Below are 24,674 nucleotides of genomic sequence, written 5' to 3' on the forward strand. Positions count from 1 at the left end.
GTGAGCGTTGCGCGGCCACCCTTTTTAACCCCGGTTATAAAAATGGGCCCCCGATATCGGAGGCCCATTTTATTGGTGGAACAGCAGCTTAGTGGCTGTCGACCCAGACGAACTTGAGCACGAACAGCAGGGCGACCACCAGCACGCAGGGGTTGATCTCGCGCCAGCGGCCGGTGCCAGCCTTCATCACGCAGTAGGAGATAAAGCCGATGGCGATCCCCTCGGTGATGGAGAAGCTGAACGGCATCATCACGGCGGTCATGAAGGCCGGTACCGCTTCGGTCAGATCTTCCCACTTGACCCGGGTCAGCTCGGAGCACATCAGCACGCCCACATAGATGAGGGCGCCAGCGGCGGCATAGGCCGGCACCATGGCGGCAACCGGGGAGAAGAAGATCGCCAGCAGGAACAGGACGCCAGCCACGATAGCGGTCAGGCCGGTGCGACCGCCGACGGCGACGCCGGAGCTGCTCTCGATAAAGGCAGTGACCGAGGAGGTACCCATGAAAGCGCCGCCGACGGAGCTGACGCTATCGACCATCAATGCCTGCTTCATGCGCGGGAAGTGGCCGCGATCATCGGCCAGCTTGGCGCGGTTGGTGACGCCAATCAGAGTGCCGGAGGAGTCGAACAGGTTGACCAGCATAAAGGAGAAGATGATCCCGGCGAGGCTGATATCCAGCGATCCCATCAGATCCAGCTGGCCGAACACCGGCTCTATGCTGGGGGGCATGGAGACGAAGCCCTTGAAGGTAACATCGCCAAACAGCCAGCCCAGACCTGTGGTGACCACGATGGCGATCAACACGGCGGAGTGGACGCCACGGGCGGAGAAGATACAGATGATAAAGAAGCCAAGCAGCCCCAGCAGGCAGGGCAGGGAGGTAAGGTTGCCCACGGTCACCATAGTTGCGGGGCTAGCGACCACGATCCCGGCGTTGTGCAGGCCGAGCAGGGCGATCAGCAGACCGATACCGGCGGTGATGCCGACCCGCAGGGTGAGCGGGATGTTGCCGATCAGCCAGTAGCGCACCCGCAGCAGGGTGAGGATCAGCAGACCCATGGCACCCCAGAAGATGGTGCCCATGCCCACTTGCCAGGAGTAACCCATACCGGCGACGACCACGAAGGCGAAGAAGGCGTTGAGGCCCATGGCGGGGGCCAGGGCGATGGGCAGGTTGGCCAACAGGCCCATCAGGATGCTGCCGATACCGGCGATCAGGCATGTGGTGACGAACACCGCCTGGGTGTCCATGCCCGCAGCAGAGAGGATCTGCGGGTTGACGAACACTATGTAGACCATGGTCAGAAAGGTGGTGATGCCGGCGATCACTTCGGTGCGGGCATTGGTGCCATGGCCTTGCAGGGCAAACAGGCGCTCAAGCAATCCTTGCCCGGCGGCCTGGTTGGCAGCTTGGTGTTGTTGGTTCATGTTGGATTCCAATAGGTGACGTGAAATAAGCAGCAGGGGACCGGGCTATTCCATCCATGCGGGGTAAATTGCCCTGATCTTGGTGGTTAAGTAACCAAACTCGTCCTGATACCGTGACAGTGCGCACATTTTTACACAGGCGGCGCCGTTTACAAACCCTGGATCTGCGAGGCAGATCAATGAATAGGGTAAAAATTAAAACGTTTGCTTTTTGAGCAGCAAAAAAGGTTCTCACCAGAGAACCTTTTATCGACAACTTGCTATCGAGAATGTTTATCGGAAGCCAAGGCCGGGAATTAGAGGGTTTTGAAGTAGCGCTCCACCAGTTGGGCCAGCACCGAGTCGAGTCGGTCTTGTACCTCACCGAGTTCGCGGCCGAAGCGGCGCAGAAACAGGCTGGCCTGCTCTTCGGTCAGCTTGCGCCCCTCGATAAAGAACTCCTGCTCCGGCAGCTGCTTGTCGTAGCGGGGGATCAGCACCCAGCTCACCAGCTCGGGATCCACGGCGGCAAAAATCTTGGCGGCAGCGGCACAGAAGGTCTCTATGTGCTCCTTGCCATCCGGCCCGAGGCAACCCGGTTCAACCCGGATCTGGATGGTCAGTTTTTTCTCTATTGGGGTCGTCATCTTGCTACATCCATGCAAAGGCATCCGTCTTGGATTGTAAGCTAAAAGGAAATAGAAAGGGGAGCCGAAGCTCCCCTTAACACGACGCAGTCAGCCTTATTTGGTGATGCGCTTGTACTTGGCGCGATGGGGCTGGATCGCCTCGGCGCCGTAGGTCTTCTTCTTCCACTCTTCGTATTCGGTAAAGTTACCTTCGAAGAAGGCAATATTACCCTCGTCCTGATAATCCAGAATGTGAGTGGCAATACGGTCGAGGAACCAGCGGTCGTGGGAGATGACCATGGCGCAACCCGGGAACTCCAGCAGGGCGTTCTCGAGGGCGCGCAGGGTTTCGATATCCAGATCGTTGGTCGGTTCATCCAGCAGCAGTACGTTGCCGCCGGTCTGCAGCAGCTTGGCCAGATGCAGACGACCACGTTCACCACCGGAGAGCTCGCCAACCCGCTTCTGCTGGTCGGAACCCTTGAAGTTGAAGCGGCCGATATAGGCCCGGCTCGGGAACTCGTAGTTGCCGATGCGCAGGATATCCTGACCGTCAGCGACCTCTTCGAATACCGTCTTCTTGTCATCCATGCTGTCGCGGAACTGATCCACGGAAGCCAGCACCACGGTTTCACCCAGGGTGATGGCGCCGGAATCCGGCTGCTCCTGACCTGACATCATGCGGAACAGGGTCGATTTACCGGCACCGTTCGGGCCGATGATGCCGACGATGGCACCTTTCGGAATGGCAAACGACAGATCGTCGATCAGCACCCGATCACCGTAGGATTTGCGCAGGTTGGCCACTTCCAGCACCTTGTCACCGAGGCGCGGTCCGGGCGGAATGAACAGCTCGTTGGTCTCGTTGCGCTTCTGGTAGTCGTTGGTGTTGAGCTCTTCGAAGCGAGCCATACGGGCCTTGGACTTGGCCTGACGGCCTTTCGGGTTTTGACGCACCCACTCCAGCTCTTTCTCGATGGACTTGCGACGGGCCGCTTCGGAACTTGCTTCCTGCGCCAGACGGGCGTCCTTCTGCTCCAGCCAGGAGGAGTAGTTGCCTTCCCACGGGATACCCTCGCCGCGGTCCAGCTCCAGGATCCAGCCCGCTACGTTGTCGAGGAAGTAACGGTCGTGGGTGATGGCGACCACAGTGCCTTCGTAGTCGTGCAGGAAGCGCTCCAGCCAGGCCACGGATTCCGCATCCAGGTGGTTGGTCGGTTCGTCCAGCAGCAGCATGTCCGGCTTTTCCAGCAGCAGACGGCACAGTGCCACACGGCGGCGCTCACCACCGGAGAGGTGCTGGATCTTGGCGTCCCAGGCTGGCAGGCGCAGGGCATCGGCCGCACGCTCCAGCTGGTTTTCCATGTTATGGCCACCCTGAGCCTGGATGATGGCTTCCAGCTCGCCCTGTTCGCGGGCCAGTTTGTCAAAATCCGCATTCGGATCGGCGTAGGCCGCATAGACCTCGTCGAGACGGGCCATGGCGCGCTTCACCTCGCCGATCGCCTCTTCGACCGCTTCGCGCACGGTCTGCTCCGGATCCAGCTTGGGCTCCTGGGGCAGGTAGCCGATCTTGATGCCGGGTTGCGGACGGGCTTCCCCTTCAATATCGGTGTCGATGCCCGCCATGATGCGCAGCAGGGTGGACTTACCGGCACCGTTGAGACCCAGTACGCCGATTTTGGCACCCGGGAAGAAGCTCAAGGAGATGTTCTTGAGGATATGACGCTTGGGCGGCACAACCTTGCCAACCCTGTTCATGGTGTAAATAAATTGAGCCATTGGCTAATTCTCTTCCTTTTCAGCAGGTTAATGTCTTGGCACTAACAGACTGATGTCGTGGTGGGGCCAGGTCGACACGCCGTCAACCCGGTTCCAAAAAACCCGTCGATTGTAAACCAATGGACAGGGGTGGGCAAAGGCGGCGCCCGGTTGGCGCTCCCCTTTGCCGCCGCGGTCACGTCTTGCTGCATCAGCCGGACAATCTTGGCATGATGTGGCCTGCTGTTTTGTCCTGGAGCCATCATGACCCCATCCCCTCAGGTACCCACTCTGACCACCTTTCTCAGTGCCATGGGATTGGATGCCGCGCTGAGCGCATCCCTCTGCCAGCGCTTGCCACGGCTGACGTTGCGCGCCGGTCAGGTTTTACTGGCGCAAGGGGCGGAGCAGGATGCGGCTTTCTATATCGAAGCGGGCATCGCCCGTGCCTGCCACTACACCCGGGATGGCCAGGAGCGCTGCAAGGAGTTCTACTTCGAAGGGGAGCTTTGCCTGCTCTATGACAGCTGGCTCACGGGGTCGCCAGCTCGCTATCAGCTGGAGGCGCTGACGGAACTGCAAGTGGTGCGGGTGCCGCTCGCCCTTCTGGATGAGCCCGCCTGGCAGCCGGTCTGCATGGCCCTGTTGCGCCAGCAGCTGGGTTACAAGGAGCGCAAGGAGGCTTTTTTGCTGCTCCACTCCCCCGAGGAGCGCTATCGGGAGCTCTGCCACACCTTCCCCCACTGGCCTGCGCGGCTCACTCAGGTGCAGCTCGCCAATTACATCGGTATCAGCCCGGTCACCCTGTCGCGGATCCGCCGCCGCATTAACACGGGTTAATGCCGTCTGCTGGTTGCCACTTCATGCTGCGCCATCCAAACGAAGGATGAGGTGTGGATGATGTCGCTGTTTCTGTGGTCGCAACTGGTGGTGAGTGTGGCGCTGCTGCTTGACCTGGCCTCTTTTCAATTGCGGGATCGTCGGGGGATATTGGCCTGTTTGGCCCTCTCCTGCGTGCTCAATGCCGGTCACTTTGCCCTGCTCGGGCAGTGGTCAGCCGCCAGCCTGTTGCTGTTGGCCAGCGTGCGCTTTCTGGTCAGCATCTGGTTGGTTCGCAGCATTTTGATGTGGTTTTTCATGGGGTTGGCCTGTGCGGCCGTGCTGGCGACCTATCAGGGGCCGCTGGCGCTGCTTGGCCTGTTGGGCAGTCTGCTGCAAACCCGGGCGGCTTTCTGCCAGGATGATCGCCTGCTGCGGCGCTGGATGCTGCTCGGCACTCTCTGTTGGTTGGCCAACAACCTGCTGGTGGGCTCACCGGTGGCAGCGCTGATGGAGGGGCTGTTTCTGGTCAGCAATCTGGTGGGTTACTACCGCCACTACGGGCGCAAGGTGGCTGTCTGTTGATGATGGTTGCTGACTGACTTGAGAGGCGTATGGAGGATGGCGATCTGGTTGAGGCTGGGAGGGACAAGAGAGAGAGGCCGCCATTGCGGCGGCCTCTCTGGCACTATCAAGCCTTGTTAAAGCTGTTGATCAGGGCCTTGGTGTAGTCGATGACGAATTGCTGGCAGTGGATAGCCGTTTTCGGATCGAACTCCTCACCATGGAGGTCGGTGTTGGAGAGCACCCGGATCCCGACAAAGGGGACCTTGTAGGCTTCGGCGACCAGTGCGGCAGCAGAGGTTTCCATCTCCTCTGTGGCGGTGTTGTAGGTCTGGTGCAGCCAGTTGATTCGCGCCACCTGGCGGTTCCACTCATCGGCAGTGCCGATGATACCTGCCACCACGCGACCGTGCTGATAACGGTCAGCCATACCCAGGGCGCGGCCAACCAGCTCGGGGTCGCCAGCAAACGAGGTGTGTTCTACCAGTTTGCCGTTGTCGCGCAGCCGCATGGTCACATCGAAGTTGTGCCATTTACGCGAGTCAATCCCTTGATCTGCCGGGGTAAAGTCACTGCGATAGGCCCCCATGTTGAAGCTCTTGGTACCGATGACGATATCGCCGCGATGGAGCGCCGGGTCATGACCGCCTGAGGTGCCCTGATTGATGATGAGGCGCGGCTTGAAGCGTTCGATGGCCAGCGTAGTGGCTGCCGCTGCATTGGCCAGACCGACTTCGGTGCGGGAGATAACCACCGGATAGCCCGCCAGCGTGCCCTGCCAGAAGGTCCATGCGCCGACAGTCAGCTCCTGCTTCTCTTGCAGGGCGGCGATCATGGTGTCCACTTCCACTTCCACCTCCATGGCCCCCTGGATCAGAATGGGTGCGGCAGGGGTGTTTGGCGTATTGGCGGCAAATAGTGGTGCGCTCACCAGAGCGATCAGACACGCCAAGGATTTAAAGAAATTCATGTTTTACCTGTCAGGGCTGCGGGAAAGCGCCGGATTCTACTTGCGGGAAAACGATTGCGCAAATTTATTAATCATTTTGTGATTAGAGTGATTTGTCTGACTCCCCCGGTGGCGATAACTGCATCAGGGTTACTTGTGGCCGGCGAAATAGAGCACCCGTTTCACATACTGCCGGGTTTCGTCATAGGGCGGGATCCCGCCATAGCGCTCCACCGCTTTTTCCCCTGCGTTGTAGGCCGCCGAGATCAGCACCCAGTCGCCATCGAAGCGGCGATCCAGCCACTTGAGATAGGTGACGCCGCCCTTGATGTTCTGGGCCGGATCGAACGGCCGGGTGACGCCGAACCGTTGCTGGGTTTCGGGAATAAGCTGCATCAGCCCCTGAGCATTCTTCGGTGAAACGGCGCGGCTGTTGAGATTGGATTCGGCGATGGCAATCGCCAGTACCAGCCGTGCATCCACCTTATGGTGTTTGGCGGCGTGGCGCAGCATGGTGACCAGTTTTTGCTTGGCGGGGGGCTGGCGGGCAACCCAGGAGTCGACATTGAAGGGGGTGGAAGGGATCTGTGCCAGATAACCACCCTGACCGCCACGGATCCCGATGCCGCACTGATCCCCCATCGGCGCATTGCCGATACGGGCATTGTAGTAACGGGCGGCCTGTTGGTTGCCCAGGCGCATCGCCATGGCGAGGTAGCTGTTGGCCAGTTTGGCACTGCGCACCGAGGCGGGGCCGGTAGCGAGCAGGCGACCGATCCGGAAATACCCCTCAGGGTTGCCGGTGCTGGCGGCGACACAGTAGAGGGCGATGGCCTTTTGCAGGTTGCCGTTGTGTTGGGCGTTCTGGCCCTGCTTGAGCGCCGTCAGCGCCTTGGGGGCCTGTCTGAAATCCCTGCCTTGTGCCATCGCCCGCGGCGTACCTGCCAGTAACAACGACAAAAAAAGCAGCAAAAACAGTCCGTTTTCGCTGATGTCCCGCATGGGTTATCTCCTGTTTGAGTACAGAAGATATAGAGGAACATGGCTGCTATCGCCACAAACCCAGTGGATCCTGTTGTTATAGCCCGGGGATTTCAGAGAGCAAAATGGTATGGAACTAACGGCATCTCGATAGTTTCACACCCTTTTTCATCCGGTTAGAAGTCGTGGTGATACTCCTGCTCATCGGCGTTGGCATCGGTGTTGGCATCGGGGAGGTCACGGTAGAATTGGCCAACTTCGCTCACGACCCAGAGCGAGAGCAGGGCCAGCAGGCTGAGCAGGGGCAGCAGAGCGTGGCTCTGTTGCAGGGCATAGGCTGCGATGGCGGCACCGGTCAAAAGCAGGGTTCGGATCATGGGTGGCTCCTTGTGGTCATGGGGGGGCGTGGCTACGAATCGCTTGCCTGATGTCGGGCGTCGCTCCCGGGTGGCACGAGGCGAGTATATCGCGCAACGCCACTGCCGATCCGTGGTGTCATCACACTTGTCGTCGTCATTTCGGTTCTTTGGGCGGCCCCGATCTCGTCAGGAGGCTGGCCGGTAGTAGTCGAGATACCAGCGCACGAACTCGGTAACCCCCTGCTTGAGGGGCGTGGCGGGGCGCAGACCGGTGAGGGTGTGGAGGGGCTCGCTGTCGGCCCAGGTGGTGTGCATATCGCCCGCCTGCATCGGCAGCATCCGCTTGATGGCGGGCTTGCCGATGGCCTCTTCCAGCGCCTCGATAAAATCGAGCAGCCGTACCGGCTGGCCGTTGCCGATATTAAGGATGCGGTAAGGGGCGGCGCTCTCGGCCGGGCTCTGCTCGCTGGCATGCCAGTGAGGGTTGGGGCGGGGAGGCTGATCGGCCACGGCGAGGATCCCCGCGACAATATCGTCTATGTAGGTGAAGTCGCGGCTGAGATCGCCGTGGTTGTACACGTCGATGGGCTCCCCCGCCAGAATGGCACGGGTGAACTTGATGATGGCCATGTCGGGCCGACCCCAGGGGCCGTAGACGGTGAAAAAGCGCAGCCCGGTGGTGGGCAGGCCATAGAGCGCCGAGTAGGCGTGGGCCATCAGCTCGCCGCTCTTCTTGGTGGCGGCGTAGAGGGAGACCGGGTGATCCACCTGCTGCGCGGTGGAGTAGGGCATCTGATCCCCCATGCCATAGACCGAGCTGGAGGAGGCGTAGATGAGGTGCTGGATACCGTGGTGGCGGCACCCCTCCAGCACCGTCAGCATGCCGGTGAGGTTGCTGTCGGCATAGGCGAACGGATTGTCGATGGAGTAACGTACCCCCGCCTGCGCCCCCAGATGGATCACCCGCTCGAAACCGTGGCTGGCAAACAGGGTTGCCATCGCCTCACGCTCCGCCAGATCCAGCCGCTCGAAGTGAAAATTGGTGAAACTGGCTAGCTGGGCCAGCCGCGCCTCTTTGAGGCTCACCTCGTAGTAGTCGTTGAGGTTGTCGATGCCCACCACCCGATGACCTGCGGCACAGAGCTGGCTGGCTACATGAAAACCGATAAAACCGGCGACGCCGGTGACCAGATAGATCACGGTTGAGTCTCCGGGTTGCAGCTGGTGTTGGCAGGCTGCTTTTTGGCGGGAAGATGTGGTCGCCCGATGGCGTGATAGTCAAACCCGATCTCGCTGAGCTGGCGCGGGTCATAAAGGTTGCGGCCATCGATGATGACAGGCTGGTTGAGCAGGGCCTTCAACTGTTGGAAATCGGGGGCGCGAAACGCCTGCCACTCGGTGCAGATCAGCAGGGCATCGGCCCCTTCCAGTGCCGCTTCCTGAGTCGGGCAGAGCAGTAGATCCGGCCGCTGGCCGTAGATCTGGCGGGCACGCTCCATCGCCTTGGGATCAAAGGACTGCACCCGGCCACCGGCAGCCCAGATAGCGGCCAGCAGCGGGCGGCTAGGCGCATCGCGCATGTCGTCGGTGCCGGGTTTGAACGCCAGTCCCCACAGGGCGAAGGTACGGCCGCGCAGATCCGGCCCGAAGCGGTTCAGCAGGGTTTGCGCCATCTTCTGTTGCTGGCGCTGGTTGACCTGCTCGACCGCCGCCAGCAGCGGGGCGTCGCACCCGACACTCGCCGCGGTATGACGCAACGACTTGATATCTTTGGGGAAGCATGAGCCGCCGTAGCCGCAGCCCGGGTAGATAAAGTGGTAGCCGATGCGTGGATCTGCCCCCATCCCTTGCCGCACCGCCTCGATATCGGCCCCCAACTGCTCGGCGAGGGCAGCCATCTCGTTCATAAAGGAGATCTTGGTGGCCAGCATGGCGTTGGCGGCGTACTTGGTGAGCTCGGCACTGCGCAGATCCATCACCACGATCCGGTCGTGATTGCGGTTGAAGGGGGCGTAGAGGGCGCGCAACTGCTCAAGTGCCCGCTCACTGTCACAGCCGATGATGATGCGATCCGGTCGCATGCAGTCGTTGACCGCCGCCCCCTCCTTGAGAAACTCGGGGTTGGCCGCCACCTCGCAGGCGAGGTCCAGCCCACGCTCAGCCAACTGCTGCTCAATGTGTTCTCTTACTTGCTGCGTTGTACCGACCGGCACAGTGCTCTTGGTCACCACCAGCTTGGGGCTGCTCATCAGTCGGCCTATGGTGTCGGCCACCGTCAGCACATGTTGCAGATCGGCTGAGCCATCCTCGTCAGCCGGGGTGCCGACGGCGATCAGCAGCAGATCGGCGTGTGCCACGGCAATGGCGGGATCGACCGTAAAGCTCAGGCGGCCGCTGGCCAGATGGCTCTCGAACAGCGGTGCCAGCCCCGGTTCGTAGAAGGGGATCAGCCCCTGCCTGAGGGCGGCGATCCGCTCGTCATCCACATCCACGCAGCAGACCTGATGGCCCACCTCGGCCAGAACGGCGGCCTGCACCAGCCCGACATAGCCTGTGCCAAAAATGGTGACCTTCATGAAAAGTGCCTCGTGCTGTGAATGGGAGGATGGCGCGCTTAAACCGCGGCATGCTGCATCTTGGTGCAGCGGGTGTCAATGCCAGATGACAGGCACCAGAATGGGGCGTTCAGCCTGCCTGTTGTGATCCTTTTCACAAAAAATAGACTGGACCCCATAACGAAGCCCTGTGGACAGGGCTCGCAGCCCGCCCGCAACGGCAGGTGACAGACACTCTCTCTTTACTTCGCTTGGATACAGGTTATGGACAACACCTCGATTCGCACTGCCCATCCTATTTATGAGGATGTGCTGGCCCTGCTGACGGCGGCCGGCTTTGTTTCCCTCGGCATCTTTCTGTTTCATCAGGTTGGCCTGCTCACTGGCGGTACTGCCGGGCTGGCGCTGCTGCTGCAAAAGGTGACCGGTATCAGCTTCGGCCTGCTGTTTTTCGGCATCAACCTGCCCTTCTATGCGCTGGCATGGCTGCGGATGGGGCCACGTTTTACCTTCAACACCTTCGTCTCGGTGGCAGCGGTCTCCTACATGACCGATCACCTCAACGGCGTACTGCAGATCGGCAAGATAGAGCCGCTCTATGCGGCGCTGATCGGCGGCACCCTGATCGGCATGGGTCTGCTCATCATGTTCCGTCACAAGTCGAGTCTGGGGGGCTTCAACATTCTGGCGCTATTTATTCAGGATCGCTTTGGCATTCGGGCGGGCAAGCTGCAGATGGGGCTCGATTGTGCCATTGTTGTCGCCTCGTTTTTCGTGGTGCAGCCCTGGATCCTGGCGCTCTCCATCGTGGCGGCGGTTATCTGTAATCTGGTGTTGACACTCAACCACAAGCCGGGCCGCTACCAGATTGCCTGACGGGCTTTATATCAGTGGAACAGGGGGGACATATGGTCATCTTTAATTGGAGATGATATTCCCCAGCGCACTCTACACGTAAGCAAGACACCTTCTTTTTCCAGTCGCTCCAGGATCTTGTTAAATGCCATCAGCTGTTCCTGGTTAACCATCTGCTTATTGAAAGCTATGTAGTAGTTACCAACGTGACTTATTTTCAATAACTTGAGCTGGTGGTTACCGCTTTGCTCCATATAGTGGAGGGCTACATCGATATTGGAAAAATAGAACTGGTAGCGTGAGCTTCGCAGCAATTTTTCCAGACTGCGCATCGAGTCAGTGACGTTTCCGTCGATGCGCAATGGTTTGGACCCGTTTAGTTGGAGTTGCTCATCAAGCTTTAGCAGCAAATATTCGCTAAATGAGTTTTTTGTCACGCCAACGCGGGCACCGGAAAGAGCGTTGAAGGTCAGGTTTGTCTGTGGGTTATCTGCATGGGAAAAAAATCCCCAGGCAGCCCTACTCAGGGGACGGCTAAACCAGAGTTCTTGAGCGCGTTCTTGGTTTTTGGCCAAGGGAAACATGCCATCAACCAAGCCTTTTTGCAGCATCTTGCGAGCGCGCAGATTGGGCAACTGAATGATGTCGCATCCGTCTGGCCATTCTTTGCAGGCAGCTTCCACCATTTCGACATATGCGCCAGTGAGCTGATTGTTATTGTCACTGAAGGTGTAAGGGGGAAAGTGTTGTACAACAAAGCGAAGCGGCTTTGCACTCGGAGCCAGGCTGAACACCAGTACTAATAACGCAATGACTTTGTGCATCTGAATACCATGTTTTTTGAGCGCGTCATAAGTATGGCATTACAAATACGGTGTTTAACTACTTATTAACATCCGAAATTCTCGGGGGTATTGCCGCCTGACGAGCGGCAGCCGTGACTCGATAAGACAAGAGTGACCCGATAGCACGAGGCGGCCTGATGGCCGCCTCGTCTGTTTCTATCCTGGCGTTTGTTCGCTGCGCCTAGCTTGCCTGCTCCAGCCTGCTGTCGCCACTCATAGCGTTGCTACTGATGGCGCGGCCGCTGATGGCGTGACCGCTAACGGCGAGCGGGGTGTGGCAGGCCACCTGATGATGGGCCTCATCGCACACCTCAAGCCTCGGCACCTTGCTCTTGCACAGCTCGGTAGCATAGGGGCAGCGCTGGTGGAAGTGGCAGCCGCTCGGCGGCGAGATGGGGGAGGGCACATCGCCGGTCAGCAGAATGCGCTGGCTGCGCCTGCGCGGATCCGGCACCGGAATGGCGGAGATCAGCGCCAGGGTATAGGGGTGGCGCGGTGCCAGATAGAGCGACTGGGCATCCGCCAGTTCGACGATCCGTCCCAGATACATCACCGCAATCCGATCCGAGATGTGTTTGACTACCGACAGATCGTGGGCGATGAAGATGATGGAGAGGTTCATCTCCCGCTGCAGGCTGAGCAGCAGGTTGACGATTTGCGACTGCACCGAGACATCGAGGGCCGAGACCGCCTCGTCGCACACCAGCAGCTTGGGCTTGAGGGCGATGGCGCGGGCGATGCCGATGCGCTGGCGCTGACCGCCGGAAAACTCGTGGGGGTAGCGATCCACCGCACTGCCTGGCAGGCCCACTTTTGCCAGCAGCTCCTGCACCCAGCTGCGGCGCTGCTCAGTGTTGCCTTTACCGTGGATGATAAAGGGCTCCTCCAAAATCTGGCCCACGGTGTGGCGGCTGTTGAGGGATTCTGCAGGATCCTGAAACACCATCTGCATCTCTTGGCGCAGGGAGCGCATCTCCTTCGGGCTGAGGGCGGTGATATCGCGCCCCTCGAAGGTGATGGTACCCGCGGTCGGCTCGAACAGCTTGAGCAGGCTGCGCCCGAGGGTGGACTTGCCGCAGCCCGACTCACCCACCAGCCCCAGCGTTTCTCCCTGTTTCAGGTCGAAGCTGATGCCATCCACCGCGTGAACCGTATATTGCTTGCGCAGGAAGCCGCCTCCCAGCCGGAAGTGCTGTTTCAGATCCCTGACCGATAACAGAGTGCTCATACGGTCAACTCCTTCCAGTAGTGACAGGCGACATGGTGGCTCGGATTGAGTTGCTCTACCGCAGGAATGGCGCTGATACAGAGATCGGTCGCGTGGGGGCAGCGGTTGGAGAAGCGGCAGCCAGCGGGCATCTCGTGCAGGGCTGGCACCTGTCCCTTGATGGTCTTGAGCAGGCTCTTGGGCTCATCCTCAAGGCGCGGGATCGAGCTCATCAAGCCGTGGGTATAGGGGTGACGGGGGTGGTCAAACAGCTCGAACACGTCGGCCTGCTCCACCGCCCGGCCGGCGTACATCACCACCACCTCGTCACAGAGTTCGGCCACCACACCTAGGTCGTGAGTGATGAAGATGATGGCCATCCCGGTCTGGGTCTGCAGCTCTTTCATCAGTTCGAGGATCTGGGCCTGAATGGTGACATCCAGCGCCGTGGTCGGCTCGTCGCAGATAAGCAGGTCTGGCTCGCAGGAGAGCGCCATGGCGATCATCACCCGTTGGCGCATACCGCCGGAGAGGTTGTGGGGATAGACCGCAAAGCGCTGGGCCGGTTCCGGGATCCCCACCTTCTGCAGCATGGCGATGGCCGCGGCTTTGCGTTGGGCCTTGTCATACTCGGGGCGATGGAGGCGAAACACCTCCATCAGCTGATCGCCCACCGTCTGCACCGGGTTGAGCGCCGTCATCGGCTCCTGAAAGATCATGGAGATACGGTTGCCGCGCACCTTGTACATCTGATCCGGCGCCAGGGTGAGCAGATCCTCTCCCTGAAAGCGGATGGAGCCAGCCACCACCTGACCGTGGGGCTTGGGCAGCAGCCCCATGATGGCGAGCGAGGTGACGCTCTTGCCGCAGCCGGACTCGCCGACGATACCCAGGGTCTGGCCCGGGGCCACCTTGAAGCTGACCCCGTCGAGCACCTTGATCTTGCCGTCGTCAACGGCAAACTCCACCTCGAGATCGCTTACCTCAAGAATCGAGGCCTGGTTCTGGCCGTTATCAACGGCGAACTCCCCCCCGTTATCCGGTACGTCAAGAATGGGGGCCTGTGTGTTGGACATGACTGCTGCTCCCTGCTCAATGGCATCAATGATGTGCATAGGTCTTGTCGAGCAGGGTGATGGGCGCCAGCGCCTCGTCCGCGTCCTTGGCTTTCAAGGTCGCTTCCTTCACCTTGGGATCGAGCCAGAGCAGACCGCCGCTACTGTGGGGATAGCCATCCATGGGCCAGTAGAGCAGATCCGGCGTGTTCTTGGTGGCGGGCACCTCGGGCAGCATCACATGGCGCCAGCTGCTGGCCCGCACGTAGTTGAGCTGCACCCCGGGCACGAAGATGGCGAGATCATAGATCCGCTGCTGGATCTGTTGTGAGAGTTTGGCCCGCGTGTCCATGTCGAATTCGACGTTGTAGGCGTCGATCAGCGCGTCCAGCTCCTTGTCCGCCACGTTGAACAGGTTGTTGGTCTGCGGCTTGTTGGCGTTGGCGGAGTGGAACGACTCCCAATACTGTGGGTAGAGACCACCGCCAGCCCAGCCCATCCAGGCCGCCTCGTGTTTCTTCTCCAGCATCACCTTGAAGCCGGTGGCGCCATCCACTAGGTTAAGCTCCAGATCCAGCCCCGCTTTCTTGGCCTCCTCTTTCAGCACGGTCAGTCGCTTGGAGTGCTCCTGACTGGTGTAGGTGAGCGCCAGCGTCAGTCGCTCGCCCTTGTCATTTTGCAAAATGCCGTCCGGCCCCGGCTTGGCGTAGCCGCCCTTGGCAAAGTACTCCCGCGCCTTGCCGATGTCATAGGCCCGCTCCGGCAGCTGGATGTCGGTGAACTCGCCAAAACCCGAGCCGAATGTGGTGGCTCTGTCATAGTCGCCACGCAGCACGGTTTCGATCATCTTGTCGATGTTGAAGGCGTGCTGGATGCCGAGCCGCACGTTGAGGTCAGCCAGCTTGGGATTGGCCACATTGAGGTGCAGCCCCTGACCTCCCTGCTTGGTGTCTGTCATGGCCATCACCTTCTGCACGTACCCCTTCTTGTACTCCGGGGTGACCGCTTTTTCATGCCACCAGTTGGGCAGTATCATCTCGAAGGTATCGAGCTCCCCTTTCAGGAAGTGACGGAAGGCGATGTTGTGGTCGCGGATCACCTGCACCTTGATGGTGTCGAGGTTGAATCTGTGCTGGTTGTAGCGATCGTCCTTTGCCCACCAACCCTGCTGCTTGCTGAAGGTGACCGACTTGCCCTTCTTGACGTCGCTGATCACATAGGGGCCAGTGGTGGGTGCTATAGCCCAGTTGTACTGCTTCACCCAGTTGGGGGTCAGCTTGTAGTAGTGCTTGGGCTGAGGGTACAGCTCTGTGGTGTTGAGCAGATCCAGCTTGGCCTTGCGGTTGCCCGTTTTGACCAGAATGGTGTGGTCATCGATCTTCTCTACCGCCACCACTTCGGTGGTGTAGTAGTTGTTGTACCAAGGGGCGCGGATTTCTTTTGAGCGCATCATCTCGTAGCCGAAGGTGTAGTCGTCGGCATTGACCGGCTTGCCGTCGGACCATTTGGCCCGCGGATCCAGCTTGAAGTAGACGGTCTGATTGTCTGGCGCTATGGCCCAGTGGGTGGCCAGCGAGGGTATGGGGTTGCCGGTATTGGGGTGGAAGCTGATGAGCCGCAACTGGTTGTCCTGAATAAAGGAGCGGAATGCACCGTTGGAGTCGGGCCCCACGGTGCGGAACGTCAGCGGAAAGCTGTCGACAAACATGTTGAGGCTGCCGCCCGGCAGCGCTTTGGGGGAGGCGAACACGGGATCCGTGTCGTTGGTCTCCCATTTGAGATCCGCAGGCAGGCTGGCCGCCCACACCCAGGATCCGTTCACCAGCACAAAGAGAGCACCTATCCATTTGATTTTATTTTTCATGTTTGACTTCCAGGTCTGGCCCCTGCACTGGGGGCTTCTCAATTAAGGGTTGGATACACACGGCGATGAAGCATGCCGCGTGTCACTGATAACGGGTAAATTTGCGCGGGTCGAACGCCTCGCGGATCGCCTCGCCGATGAAGGAGACCATGATCAACACCAGGCTCACCGCCGCGACGACCGAGCTGACGATCCAGATGGCATCCAGATTGTTGATGCCCTGGGAGAGCAGCTCCCCCCAGCTCGGGGTCGGCGGTGCCAGCCCGAAGCCCAGATAGTCGAGCGCCGTCAGGGTGGAGATATTGCCCACCACGGCAAACGGCGCCAGGGTAACGATCATCATCAGGGTATTGGGCAGGATGTGGTTGAAGATGATCCGTTTGGTGCTCGCCCCTTGCGCCCGCGCTGCCATCACATAGTCCCGCGCCCGCTCCTTGTAGGTGAGGGTGCGCATATACCAGGTGATCCCCATCCAGCCGAACAGCACGTTGATGCCGACAAAGAGGCCGAAGTTGGGCTTGGCCAGCGACACCAGGATCATGATGACGTAGAGAAACGGCACCTGGGACCAGATCTCGATAAAGCGTTGCAGGATGAGGTCAAAGCGGCCGCCAAGAAAGCCCATCAGGCAGCCGATGGTGACCCCGATGGCATAACTGGCCGCCAGCGCGATAAAGGCAAAGCCGATGGCGATGCGAAAGCCGTAGACCAGCCGCGCCAGCACGTCGCGGCCACTGGTGTCGGTGCCGAGGAAGTGGCGCTCAGCCAGACTGGGGGCGTAGGGCGGGTAGGCATCCTCCTTGAAATCCTGCTCGTAGGGGTTCCAGGGTACCGGCGGCAGCAGCACCCAGTCACCCTGGCCCTCTGCGGCAAATTTGGCCTTGAGCTGGCGATAGTTGGTTTCGTATTCGTAGTCGAGCCCGAACTGCTGACCGGGGATCACATCGCCATAGGTGGGGAAGTGCAGCTGGCCCTGATAGCTCACCATCAGCGCCCGGCTGTTGACCAGCAGCTCTGCCAGCAGGGAGAGCAGCACCAGGGTGGTGAAGATGAGGAAGGAGTAGTAGCCGCGCTTGATCGATTTGAAGCGTTTGAGTTTTTTCAAGGTAACCGGATTGAGCTTCATGGTCACTCTCCAAACCGCACGCGGGGATCAACAGGAGGTGCAACGCAGATATCGGAGACGATATGGCGTGATATCAGCATCAGCATGGCAATAGAGGTCTGGTTCATGCTCACTCTCCAAACCGCACGCGGGGATCAACAAGGGCAACGCAGATATCGGAGACGATATTGCCAATCAGCATCAGCATGGAGGTGATGGCCAGAATGCCCATGACGGTGGGGTAATCCCGCTCGACGATCGCCTCATAACCGAGCAGGCCGATACCGTCGATGTTGAAGATGGTTTCGATGAGGAAGGAGCCGCCAAAGAAAACGGTGAGCACAGACCCCAGGTGGCTGGCGATGGGGATCAGGCTGTTGCGCATGGCATGGTCGGTGACCGCCTTGCGAAACGGCAACCCCTTGGCCACAGCGGTACGCACGTAATCGGCCGACAGGTTCTCCATCAGGCTGTTTTTCATGGTCATGGTGAGGACGGCGAAATCGCCGATGGCGTAGGCGATAAGCGGCAGCAGGGCGTGGGCAAAGACTGTGCGGATCTGATCCCAGCTGCTCTCCATGTACTCAAAGTCGTCTCCCGGAAAACCGCCCATCGGCAGCCACTCCAGATGGAAGGCGAAGACGGTGATGAGGAAGATCCCCACCACGTAGGCGGGCAGGGCATAGGCCATGTAGATAAGCATGGAGCTTAACGAGTCGAAGCGGCTGTTGTGCCTGAGCGCCTTGGCCACCCCGAGCGGGATGGAGACCGCATAGCTCAGTACAAAGGTCGCCAGCCCGAAGAAGGCGGTGACGGGGAGCTTGTCTTTGATGAGATCCCATACCGGTTCGTAGTAGCGGGTCGATTCGCCGAGATCCAGCACCGCCAGTTTTTGCAGCCACTCCCAATAGGCGATCAGCATCGGCTTGTCGAGGCCATAGAAGGCCTTGAGCTCCTCGATCTGTTCATCGGAGAGGGCCTGCGCCCCCTTGCTGCCGCTGGAGCGGCCAGATTCATTCTGGGAAACCTGGGCTTGCAGCAGCATGCGTTCGACCGGTCCGCCCGGCACGAAACGGGTGATGGTGAAGACGAGCAGGGTGATACCGAGAAACGTCGGGATGATCAAAATCATCCGGCGTAGGAAATACGACAGCATGGTGGAACCTCGTCCTTGTTGTTCTTTTTTGCGGCCAGTCAAATCCGGTGACGGGCCTGTCCTTCCTGGCATTACGCGCTGGATTGGTTGCCAAACAGCAGACAATCCGCTTGGCCACTGTAAAAGCTCTGCAACAAAAATCAAGTACAAGGAAATGGAAAACTGGGACAAATGACCCGCTGAGACCAAAAGCACCGAAAAATGACGTTTTTTATCTGAAAAGTGAAAATCAAAACAAAACGCTACTGATCAACATTATTTTAAAAAATATGAACAGCTGTTTGCTTGAGTTTTGAATGTCTTTAACTTGTTGATTTATAATATTTTTGTTCGGTCTGTGAAATTGAGGGAAAACGATGTCATCTCGACAATTTTATCTGTTATCCCCATGAGAGCGGTCAGGTGCAACCCTCATGAAGTTAGTGTTTTATTCTTATTAATGCCGGTAAATCAAAATAAGATATAAACGGACAGCACGTTAACTAATAAGTTCATCAAATTTTAATTCAGCGCCATTTACGCCATTTAACAATGTTTTTACATTGCGCTGGTTGTTTTTGGCAGAATTATTCACTAACTATGTCGGTCAAAATTAATACACTCCGCTTATTCTACGCCTGACCTCGCCACCCCCCTGCTCCATTGACGTCGCTAGTCAAAGATTGATAAGCCTTACACATCGCTCCAAAGAGGGCGGTATCAGGAAGCAAACAATAAACAACCAGGAAGGATATAAGCGATGCTTAGGAAGAGCAGAATCTCTGCTGCGATTGCGTTCGCCTTGGCGAGCCTTGCGGCGGCCCCATCCGTATCTGCCGAAGAAGGGCAGAACGTCGAAAAACTGCAGAAAATCAAAGTCACTGGCTCCCGTATCTCCCGTGTTGAAGTTGAGGGGGCCACTCCGGTTGTCTCTGTCAGCAAGGTTCAGATCGAACAGTCTGGTCAGCAGACTGTGGCGGATTATCTGAAACAGGCCTCCTACAACTCCTTTGGTGGTTTTTCCCCATCTTCGGGCAGCTCTGCCCAGTCACAGGCCACTGTAGGGTTACGTGGCCTTGGTGAAGATCGCACCCTGGTGTTGCTCAATGGCAAGCGGATCGCCGGTTCTCCCTCCATGGGCGGTACTGCCATCAACCTCAACACCATCCCCATGGCAGCCGTTGAGCGGGTGGAAGTGAACCTGGATGGCGGCTCCGCCCTCTATGGTTCTGATGCCATCGGCGGCGTCATCAACGTGATCCTCAAAGAGGGTTTTGAAGGCTTGACCTTCCAGGGGCGCGTCGGTTCACCGACCGAGGAGGGTGGTGACGAGCAGAGTGGTTCCATCGTCAGTGGCATCTCGGGTGAGAAAGGCTCCCTGATGATGGTTTATGAGCACGATGTGAAAGACGAGATCTACTACAAGGATCGCGACTATCTGGCGAAAGAGGGGGCCACGGCGCCGAGTCTCTATGGCCGCAATATCAAAGGGGTGGATGCCACCACCGGTAAGACAGTTACCCGTACCCTGAATGGGGTCGACTGTGAAAGTACCGGAACCGGTTTCGTCACCAAGGGCACGGCTTGCCGCTTCGACTTTGCCAAGGTCGCCGCCAAGACTGCCTCTCGTACTCGCGATACCGTCTATGTGAATGGTCGCTACCATATCAATGACAATGTGGATTTCGTGCCACAGATGATTGGTTCCCGCGTCACCAGTTTTGGCCGCTTCGCGCCAGCTGCCGGTGCCTTCACCGTGGATGGTTCCACTCCCGACAGTGCCGCAGTCCTGTCTGCTAACAACTTCAGCACCGCCAAGGCCGCAACCGTTTACTACCGCTTCAACAACGTGGGTCCCCGTGACAACGATGTGACTGACTTGACCGGTACCCTGAACCTGGGTTTTGAAGGTGTGGTACCGACCGAAGCGGTAGGCGATCTGGAGTGGAACGCCGGTTACATGTATTCCAAAACGGACAACCAGAGCACCGGTAATGGTTATGTTCTGGCACCCGCCGTGGAAACTCAAGTCAACAACGGCAAGTTCGTCAATGGCAGTTTCTCTGACGCGGCCACCAAGGATCTCTCCTATACCACCAGCCGCAACTCCAAGATGGACTTCTTCCAGTGGTACGGCGGTGTGGGTTGGGAGATGGGCGAACTGCCAGCTGGCCCGGTCAGCTGGTATCTGGGGGCCGAGTATAACGATTGGGTTTACTCCGATACCTATGACAGCCAGTCCGAAGCGGGCAACGTGCTGGGTTCATCTGGCAACTCAGGTGGTGGTGTGCGCGATGTGTTTGCCACCTACATCGAGAGCCTGATCCCCATCACCGAGCAGATCGAGCTGAACCTGGCGGGTCGTTACGACAAGTACAGCGACTTTGGCAGCGCCTTCTCGCCCAAAGCGAGCCTGCGTTATCAGCCGCTCGACCAGCTGATGTTCCGCACCTCCTGGTCCCAATCGTTCCGCGCGCCGGGTCTTAATGATCTCTATGCAGCGGATGCCCAGTCAGCGGACTTTGCCAAGGACTATGTCTACTGCCAGGCCAATGGTGTTGCCAACTGTTCCGAAGATCAGTACATGACCACCCGTCAATCCAACAAGAATCTGAAGGAAGAGACGGCTAATACCTTCACTATCGGTACTGCTTACAACCCGCTGGACAACCTGAACCTGTCGCTCGATTACTACTACATCAAGATTGATGACGTGATCCAGCTGGCCACCACCCAGACCCAGTTCTACCAGGAGCTCAACACCGGCAGTAACCCGAACGTCATTCGTGACGCCAACGGGGATGTCGAGATGGTCTATGCCGGCATGGTCAACCTAGGGCAACTCAAGACCAGCGGTATCGACTTCAAGGCGGACTACAAGTACGACTTCAACTCCTTCACTCTGCGTTACGACTTTGGCAGTACTTACATCCTGAAATATGAGGAAGGTCTGTTCGCTGGCGGCCCAATGGTCGACAAGAAGGGCTGGAATGGCAAACCCGACTTCCGTTTCAACTCCGGGATCGGTGCCAACTTCCCGCAGCTGTGGAATCTGGATACCTACCTGAGCACCAACTATATCGACTCCCAGAGCCAGGACTATGTGGATGACAAGGAAGAGGGCCATATCGCTTCCAACACCATCTGGAACCTGAACGTAGCGGTCGATACCAGCTGGAATGCCAAGATCCAGACCGGTGTGAAGAACATGTTCAACCGCGGGCCTTCCCTGTCCAACGATGGTTTCACTTACGATGAATACCTCTACGGCATCGACGGTCGCGTCTACTACATCGACTACGCCCAGAAGTTCTAATCAACCCCGTTGATATACAACCTCAGCCGGCCCGGTCGGGTCGGCTGTGCCCAACGTCCAAGGAAGTTACGGAGATAGGGTAATCCTATGAAGACAAGGACCATTACAATGAAGAAAGCGCTTCTTGGCAGCCTGGTTTCGGCCGCCTTGTTGACCAGCTTCAATCTGAGTGCTGCCACCGCCGGTCAGGCCGTGGACGCTCAAACCGCCACCAATAATGCATCCAAAGTTTCCCAGCAGAAGATCGACAGCTATGCCGACTCTGCCGAATCTGCGTTGGCCCAGTACAAGGCTGCCCTGCGTCAGGTCGACAGTCTGCGCACCTACAACGAGCAGGTGGGCAAGATGGTCGAGTCTCAGACCACCGAGCTGGCGTCGATGCAAAAGCAGATCGCCCAGATTGATCAGACCAGCACTGAAGTGGTGCCCTTGATGCTCAAGATGATCGACTCCCTCGAGCAGTTTGTGTCACTGGATCTGCCGTTCCAGAAGGTCGAGCGGGAGGACCGCGTAGCGGCCCTGACCGACCTGATGAACAGCGCCGATGTCACCATCTCCGAGAAGTACCGCAAGATCCTGGAGGCTTACCAGATCGAGGAGGGCTTCAGCCGCACCATCGAGTCCTACAAGGCGAGCCTGGATAAGGATGGCAGCGAAAAGACCTACGAGTTCCTGCGCGTCGGCCGCATCGCGCTGCTCTATCAGTCCCCGGATGGCAATGAGACCGGCATATGGAACAAGAAGACCCGTCAGTGGGAAGAGTTGCCCCAGGAGTATCGCAGTGCGGTTGAACAGGGCCTTCGCATTGCCAAGAAGCAGGCGCCTCCTGCGCTGATCAAGCTGCCGGTTCAAACTGCGGAGAAAGCATCATGAAAGGAATCAAACTTGCTATTGCCTCCCTGATTGCGGGAGCAACCCTGGTCACCCTGCCGGTGACCGCCGCCGAAAAACCGGTAGATCTCAATGCGCTGCTCAATCAGGTCAAGGCCTCCAGCCTGAGCGAATCCCAACTCAACAAGGAGCGGGAAGCCCGTTTCCTGGCTGACAAGAACGAGCAAGGGGCGCTACTGGCGAAAGCCAAGGCCGAGTTGGCTGCCGAAACAGCCAAGGGCGAACAGCTCAAGGCGACCTTCGATGCCAACGACAAGCAGCTGACCGAATTGACTGAAACCCTGCGCCAGCGTTCCGGCAACATGGGGGAGATGTTCGGGGTGCTGCGTCAGTTCGCCGGTGAGTTCAAGGGGATCTTCAACGCCTCCGCCCGCCGGGTCGAGCATCCGGAGCAATCCGCCCTGCTGACCCGTTTGGCCGAGAGTAAAGAACTCCCCTCAAGCGACGATCTGGAAGCGTTCTGGACTACCACCCTCGGCCGCATGGTGGACGGTGGCAAAGTGAGCCAGATCCCGGCGACCGTGGTTTATGGCGAGGGCAACCAGGCCGAGAAGACCGTCACCCAGATCGGTGAGTTCAACACCGTCTCTGAAGGCAAGTACCTTACCTTCGTGCCGGAGACCGGCAAGTTCGAGCAGCTCTCTCGTCAACCGGACAAGGGGGTGCTGGAGCCGATCGCCGAGTTTGAACAGGGTGGTGACGGGGTCAAACCCATCTTCATCGACCCGTCTCGCGGCGTGATCCTCTCCCTGCTGGTGCAGTCTCCGACCTTCAAGGAGCGGGTCGATCAGGGTGGTGAAGTCGGTTACGTCATCATGGTGCTCGGTGTGCTCGGTACCCTGCTGGCCATCTTCTGCGGTATCCGCCTGTCGCTGATCGGCTCGTCCATGCGCAAGCAGCTGAAATCCGATCAGATCATCAAGGGCAACCCCATTGGTGACATGCTGGGGGCTTACCAGAGCCATCGCGGGGACAACATCGAGGATCTGGAGTCCAAGCTCGACGAGATTATCCTGCGCAACGTGCCCAAGTTCGAGAAGGGCATCAGCATCATCAAGCTGATCGCCTCGGTCGCACCGCTGCTGGGCCTGCTGGGTACTGTAGTGGGGATGATTGCCACCTTCCAGGCCATCACCCTGTTCGGTACCGGCGATCCCAAGCTGATGGCGGGCGGTATCTCCGAGGCGCTGGTGACCACCATGCAGGGTCTGGTTGTCGCGGTGCCCATGCTGTTCCTCTACACCATTGTGCAGACCCAGAGCCGTCGTCTGATCCAGGTGCTGGAAGAGCAGAGTGCCGGTTTCGTTGCCCGTTATCAGGAACGTCTGCACGCCTCCAAAGCTGCAGCGTAAGGAGTCACCCATGTGGTTCTGGTTGATTGAAGAAGTCGAGTCGGTCCGCCGGTTTCTGGGATTGGGGGGCGACGTGCTGGTCGCCCTGTTTTTCCTGACCCTGATGATGTGGGCCCTGTTGCTGGAGCGCTGGATCTACTTCATGGCTGTCTACCCCAAGCAGGTGAAGCAGACCAAGGCCACCTGGCTGGCCCGCAGCGATCATCTCTCCTGGTCTGCCAAACAGATCCGACGCGAGCTGGTCTCACGGGTCGCCATGGCGGTGGACAAGGGGATGCCGGTCATCAAGGTGCTGATCGCCCTTTGTCCACTGATGGGGCTGCTCGGCACCGTGGTGGGGATGGTGCAGGTGTTTGACACCCTGGCCATCACCGGCACCGGTTCGCCGCGAGCGATGGCATCGGGGATCTCCAAGGCAACGGTACCGACCATGGCGGGCATGATTGCCGCCCTTTCCGGCCTGTTTTTTGTCAACCAGCTCGATCACAAAGCCAAACTGGCGGTGCAAAAGCTGGAAGACAACCTGAAACACGGTTGATGCAGGATGCATACCCCCGGCGAGGCATGGCCTGCCGGGGGCACAGAACAAGCAAGGAGTTTCTGCTATGAGAAAACGTTACAGCGACAGCGGTGCTGACGAGGCGGCTATCGATTTGACCCCCATGCTGGACATAGTGTTCATCATGCTGATCTTCTTCATCGTCACCACCTCCTTCGTCAAGGAGTCCGGTGTCGAGATCAACCGTCCCAGTGCCAGCACGGCCGAGACGGTGAAGAAGGGCAATATCATGGTCGCGGTACGCGAAAACGGTCAGGTCTGGGTCGACAAGCGCATCGTGGAAGTAGGGGCGGTTCGTGCCAACATCGAGCGGCTGCGGGCCGAAAATCCGGAGAGCGCCGTGGTGATCCAGGCCGATACCGAATCCCGTTCTGGTCTGGTGGTGCAGGTCATGGATCAGATCCGCATGGCCGGTGTCCAGAACATCTCCATCGCTGCCAGCAAGAGCAGCTGATGCTGGAG

General features: G+C 58.7%; 22 protein-coding genes. 8 read left to right on the plus strand and 14 right to left on the minus strand.

What is annotated here, in order from left to right; genetic code table 11:
• Positions 1 to 88: 88 nt before the first annotated feature.
• From CK911_RS00460 to ettA, 3 genes are all read right to left on the minus strand, one after another.
• On the minus strand, positions 89 to 1,432 hold the full coding sequence (locus CK911_RS00460; protein ID WP_042018111.1) for an NCS2 family permease: 1,344 nt from the start codon (positions 1,430 to 1,432) through the stop codon (positions 89 to 91).
• Between the two features lie 296 nt (positions 1,433 to 1,728).
• Entirely contained in the window at positions 1,729 to 2,058 is a 330-nt protein-coding gene (locus CK911_RS00465; protein ID WP_068979207.1) for a hypothetical protein, read from the minus strand.
• A gap of 96 nt (positions 2,059 to 2,154) precedes the next feature.
• Positions 2,155 to 3,822 carry an energy-dependent translational throttle protein EttA gene (gene ettA, locus CK911_RS00470; protein WP_098968616.1) on the minus strand — a complete coding sequence of 556 codons (1,668 nt, stop codon included), beginning with the start codon at positions 3,820 to 3,822 and terminating at the stop codon, positions 2,155 to 2,157.
• A 243-nt stretch (positions 3,823 to 4,065) separates the two neighbouring features.
• Between ettA and CK911_RS00475 the strand changes: the two genes are divergently transcribed.
• Both CK911_RS00475 and CK911_RS00480 read left to right on the plus strand, forming a co-directional pair.
• The gene (locus CK911_RS00475) at positions 4,066 to 4,641 is read left to right on the plus strand and encodes a Crp/Fnr family transcriptional regulator (RefSeq protein WP_098968617.1); all 576 of its coding nucleotides are present in this window, start codon (positions 4,066 to 4,068) and stop codon (positions 4,639 to 4,641) included.
• Positions 4,642 to 4,698: 57 nt separating this feature from the next.
• Positions 4,699 to 5,205, plus strand: coding sequence for a YgjV family protein (locus CK911_RS00480; RefSeq protein ID WP_042018105.1), 507 nt, complete (start codon positions 4,699 to 4,701; stop codon positions 5,203 to 5,205).
• A gap of 106 nt (positions 5,206 to 5,311) precedes the next feature.
• Here CK911_RS00480 and mtnN read toward each other — a convergent pair whose 3' ends face one another.
• The 5 genes from mtnN to CK911_RS00505 form a co-directional block, all read right to left on the minus strand.
• Complete coding sequence (mtnN, locus tag CK911_RS00485) at positions 5,312 to 6,154, minus strand: 5'-methylthioadenosine/S-adenosylhomocysteine nucleosidase (protein WP_098968618.1); 843 nt, start codon at positions 6,152 to 6,154, stop codon at positions 5,312 to 5,314.
• 129 nt (positions 6,155 to 6,283) lie between these two features.
• Positions 6,284 to 7,135 (minus strand): lytic transglycosylase domain-containing protein, encoded by an 852-nt coding sequence (locus CK911_RS00490; RefSeq protein ID WP_098968619.1) that lies wholly within the window; start codon positions 7,133 to 7,135, stop codon positions 6,284 to 6,286.
• A 155-nt stretch (positions 7,136 to 7,290) separates the two neighbouring features.
• Positions 7,291 to 7,491 (minus strand): hypothetical protein, encoded by a 201-nt coding sequence (locus CK911_RS00495; RefSeq protein WP_098968620.1) that lies wholly within the window; start codon positions 7,489 to 7,491, stop codon positions 7,291 to 7,293.
• Positions 7,492 to 7,659: 168 nt separating this feature from the next.
• Positions 7,660 to 8,673: an NAD-dependent epimerase gene (locus CK911_RS00500; protein ID WP_098968621.1), complete on the minus strand. Its 1,014-nt coding sequence runs from the start codon at positions 8,671 to 8,673 to the stop codon at positions 7,660 to 7,662.
• Entirely contained in the window at positions 8,670 to 10,049 is a 1,380-nt protein-coding gene (locus tag CK911_RS00505; RefSeq protein WP_098968622.1) for a UDP-glucose/GDP-mannose dehydrogenase family protein, read from the minus strand. The genes CK911_RS00500 and CK911_RS00505 overlap by 4 nt, the downstream gene beginning before the upstream one ends.
• 243 nt (positions 10,050 to 10,292) lie before the next feature.
• Between CK911_RS00505 and CK911_RS00510 the strand changes: the two genes are divergently transcribed.
• Entirely contained in the window at positions 10,293 to 10,904 is a 612-nt protein-coding gene (locus tag CK911_RS00510) for a YitT family protein (protein WP_005349421.1), read from the plus strand.
• 11 nt (positions 10,905 to 10,915) lie between these two features.
• On the opposite strand, the gene CK911_RS00515 is transcribed toward CK911_RS00510, so the two are convergent.
• From CK911_RS00515 to CK911_RS00540, 6 genes are all read right to left on the minus strand, one after another.
• On the minus strand, positions 10,916 to 11,707 hold the full coding sequence (locus CK911_RS00515) for an ABC transporter substrate-binding protein (protein WP_042018098.1): 792 nt from the start codon (positions 11,705 to 11,707) through the stop codon (positions 10,916 to 10,918).
• A 202-nt stretch (positions 11,708 to 11,909) separates the two neighbouring features.
• The gene (locus tag CK911_RS00520; RefSeq protein WP_098968623.1) at positions 11,910 to 12,956 is read right to left on the minus strand and encodes an ABC transporter ATP-binding protein; all 1,047 of its coding nucleotides are present in this window, start codon (positions 12,954 to 12,956) and stop codon (positions 11,910 to 11,912) included.
• The gene (locus CK911_RS00525; RefSeq protein WP_098968624.1) at positions 12,953 to 14,011 is read right to left on the minus strand and encodes an ABC transporter ATP-binding protein; all 1,059 of its coding nucleotides are present in this window, start codon (positions 14,009 to 14,011) and stop codon (positions 12,953 to 12,955) included. The genes CK911_RS00520 and CK911_RS00525 overlap by 4 nt, the downstream gene beginning before the upstream one ends.
• A 25-nt stretch (positions 14,012 to 14,036) precedes the next feature.
• On the minus strand, positions 14,037 to 15,854 hold the full coding sequence (locus CK911_RS00530; RefSeq protein WP_098968625.1) for an extracellular solute-binding protein: 1,818 nt from the start codon (positions 15,852 to 15,854) through the stop codon (positions 14,037 to 14,039).
• A gap of 82 nt (positions 15,855 to 15,936) precedes the next feature.
• Positions 15,937 to 16,980 (minus strand): ABC transporter permease, encoded by a 1,044-nt coding sequence (locus CK911_RS00535; RefSeq protein ID WP_098968626.1) that lies wholly within the window; start codon positions 16,978 to 16,980, stop codon positions 15,937 to 15,939.
• Between the two features lie 109 nt (positions 16,981 to 17,089).
• Positions 17,090 to 18,115, minus strand: coding sequence for an ABC transporter permease subunit (locus CK911_RS00540; RefSeq protein ID WP_098968627.1), 1,026 nt, complete (start codon positions 18,113 to 18,115; stop codon positions 17,090 to 17,092).
• Positions 18,116 to 18,854: 739 nt separating this feature from the next.
• On the opposite strand from CK911_RS00540, the gene CK911_RS00545 reads away from it, so the two are divergent.
• The 5 genes from CK911_RS00545 (at position 18,855) to CK911_RS00565 (ending at position 24,666) form a co-directional block, all read left to right on the plus strand.
• Complete coding sequence (locus CK911_RS00545; protein WP_098968628.1) at positions 18,855 to 21,410, plus strand: TonB-dependent receptor; 2,556 nt, start codon at positions 18,855 to 18,857, stop codon at positions 21,408 to 21,410.
• A 108-nt stretch (positions 21,411 to 21,518) separates the two neighbouring features.
• Positions 21,519 to 22,283: a DUF3450 domain-containing protein gene (locus tag CK911_RS00550; RefSeq protein ID WP_098968629.1), complete on the plus strand. Its 765-nt coding sequence runs from the start codon at positions 21,519 to 21,521 to the stop codon at positions 22,281 to 22,283.
• Positions 22,280 to 23,653: a MotA/TolQ/ExbB proton channel family protein gene (locus CK911_RS00555; RefSeq protein ID WP_098968630.1), complete on the plus strand. Its 1,374-nt coding sequence runs from the start codon at positions 22,280 to 22,282 to the stop codon at positions 23,651 to 23,653. The genes CK911_RS00550 and CK911_RS00555 overlap by 4 nt, the downstream gene beginning before the upstream one ends.
• A gap of 10 nt (positions 23,654 to 23,663) precedes the next feature.
• A complete protein-coding gene (locus CK911_RS00560; RefSeq protein WP_042018091.1) occupies positions 23,664 to 24,191 on the plus strand; it encodes a MotA/TolQ/ExbB proton channel family protein in 528 nt (175 codons plus the stop codon).
• Between the two features lie 67 nt (positions 24,192 to 24,258).
• On the plus strand, positions 24,259 to 24,666 hold the full coding sequence (locus tag CK911_RS00565) for a biopolymer transporter ExbD (protein WP_033137735.1): 408 nt from the start codon (positions 24,259 to 24,261) through the stop codon (positions 24,664 to 24,666).
• Positions 24,667 to 24,674 lie beyond the last annotated feature (8 nt).

Origin of the sequence: Aeromonas sp. CU5 (assembly GCF_002586745.1) — a bacterium.
Taxonomy (GTDB): Bacteria; Pseudomonadota; Gammaproteobacteria; order Enterobacterales; family Aeromonadaceae; genus Aeromonas; species Aeromonas sobria.

Bases quoted from the DNA above. Each gene is read 5' to 3' on its own strand.
- CK911_RS00460 (WP_042018111.1), bottom strand. From the start codon at position 1,432: ATGAACCAACAACACCAAGCTGCCAACCAGGCCGCCGGGCAAGGATTG.
- CK911_RS00465 (WP_068979207.1), bottom strand. From the start codon at position 2,058: ATGACGACCCCAATAGAGAAAAAACTGACCATCCAGATCCGGGTTGAA.
- ettA (WP_098968616.1), bottom strand. From the start codon at position 3,822: ATGGCTCAATTTATTTACACCATGAACAGGGTTGGCAAGGTTGTGCCG.
- CK911_RS00475 (WP_098968617.1), top strand. From the start codon at position 4,066: ATGACCCCATCCCCTCAGGTACCCACTCTGACCACCTTTCTCAGTGCC.
- CK911_RS00480 (WP_042018105.1), top strand. From the start codon at position 4,699: ATGATGTCGCTGTTTCTGTGGTCGCAACTGGTGGTGAGTGTGGCGCTG.
- mtnN (WP_098968618.1), bottom strand. From the start codon at position 6,154: ATGAATTTCTTTAAATCCTTGGCGTGTCTGATCGCTCTGGTGAGCGCA.
- CK911_RS00490 (WP_098968619.1), bottom strand. From the start codon at position 7,135: ATGCGGGACATCAGCGAAAACGGACTGTTTTTGCTGCTTTTTTTGTCG.
- CK911_RS00495 (WP_098968620.1), bottom strand. From the start codon at position 7,491: ATGATCCGAACCCTGCTTTTGACCGGTGCCGCCATCGCAGCCTATGCC.
- CK911_RS00505 (WP_098968622.1), bottom strand. From the start codon at position 10,049: ATGAAGGTCACCATTTTTGGCACAGGCTATGTCGGGCTGGTGCAGGCC.
- CK911_RS00510 (WP_005349421.1), top strand. From the start codon at position 10,293: ATGGACAACACCTCGATTCGCACTGCCCATCCTATTTATGAGGATGTG.
- CK911_RS00515 (WP_042018098.1), bottom strand. From the start codon at position 11,707: ATGCACAAAGTCATTGCGTTATTAGTACTGGTGTTCAGCCTGGCTCCG.
- CK911_RS00520 (WP_098968623.1), bottom strand. From the start codon at position 12,956: ATGAGCACTCTGTTATCGGTCAGGGATCTGAAACAGCACTTCCGGCTG.
- CK911_RS00525 (WP_098968624.1), bottom strand. From the start codon at position 14,011: ATGTCCAACACACAGGCCCCCATTCTTGACGTACCGGATAACGGGGGG.
- CK911_RS00530 (WP_098968625.1), bottom strand. From the start codon at position 15,854: ATGAAAAATAAAATCAAATGGATAGGTGCTCTCTTTGTGCTGGTGAAC.
- CK911_RS00535 (WP_098968626.1), bottom strand. From the start codon at position 16,980: ATGAAGCTCAATCCGGTTACCTTGAAAAAACTCAAACGCTTCAAATCG.
- CK911_RS00540 (WP_098968627.1), bottom strand. From the start codon at position 18,115: ATGCTGTCGTATTTCCTACGCCGGATGATTTTGATCATCCCGACGTTT.
- CK911_RS00545 (WP_098968628.1), top strand. From the start codon at position 18,855: ATGCTTAGGAAGAGCAGAATCTCTGCTGCGATTGCGTTCGCCTTGGCG.
- CK911_RS00550 (WP_098968629.1), top strand. From the start codon at position 21,519: ATGAAGAAAGCGCTTCTTGGCAGCCTGGTTTCGGCCGCCTTGTTGACC.
- CK911_RS00555 (WP_098968630.1), top strand. From the start codon at position 22,280: ATGAAAGGAATCAAACTTGCTATTGCCTCCCTGATTGCGGGAGCAACC.
- CK911_RS00560 (WP_042018091.1), top strand. From the start codon at position 23,664: ATGTGGTTCTGGTTGATTGAAGAAGTCGAGTCGGTCCGCCGGTTTCTG.
- CK911_RS00565 (WP_033137735.1), top strand. From the start codon at position 24,259: ATGAGAAAACGTTACAGCGACAGCGGTGCTGACGAGGCGGCTATCGAT.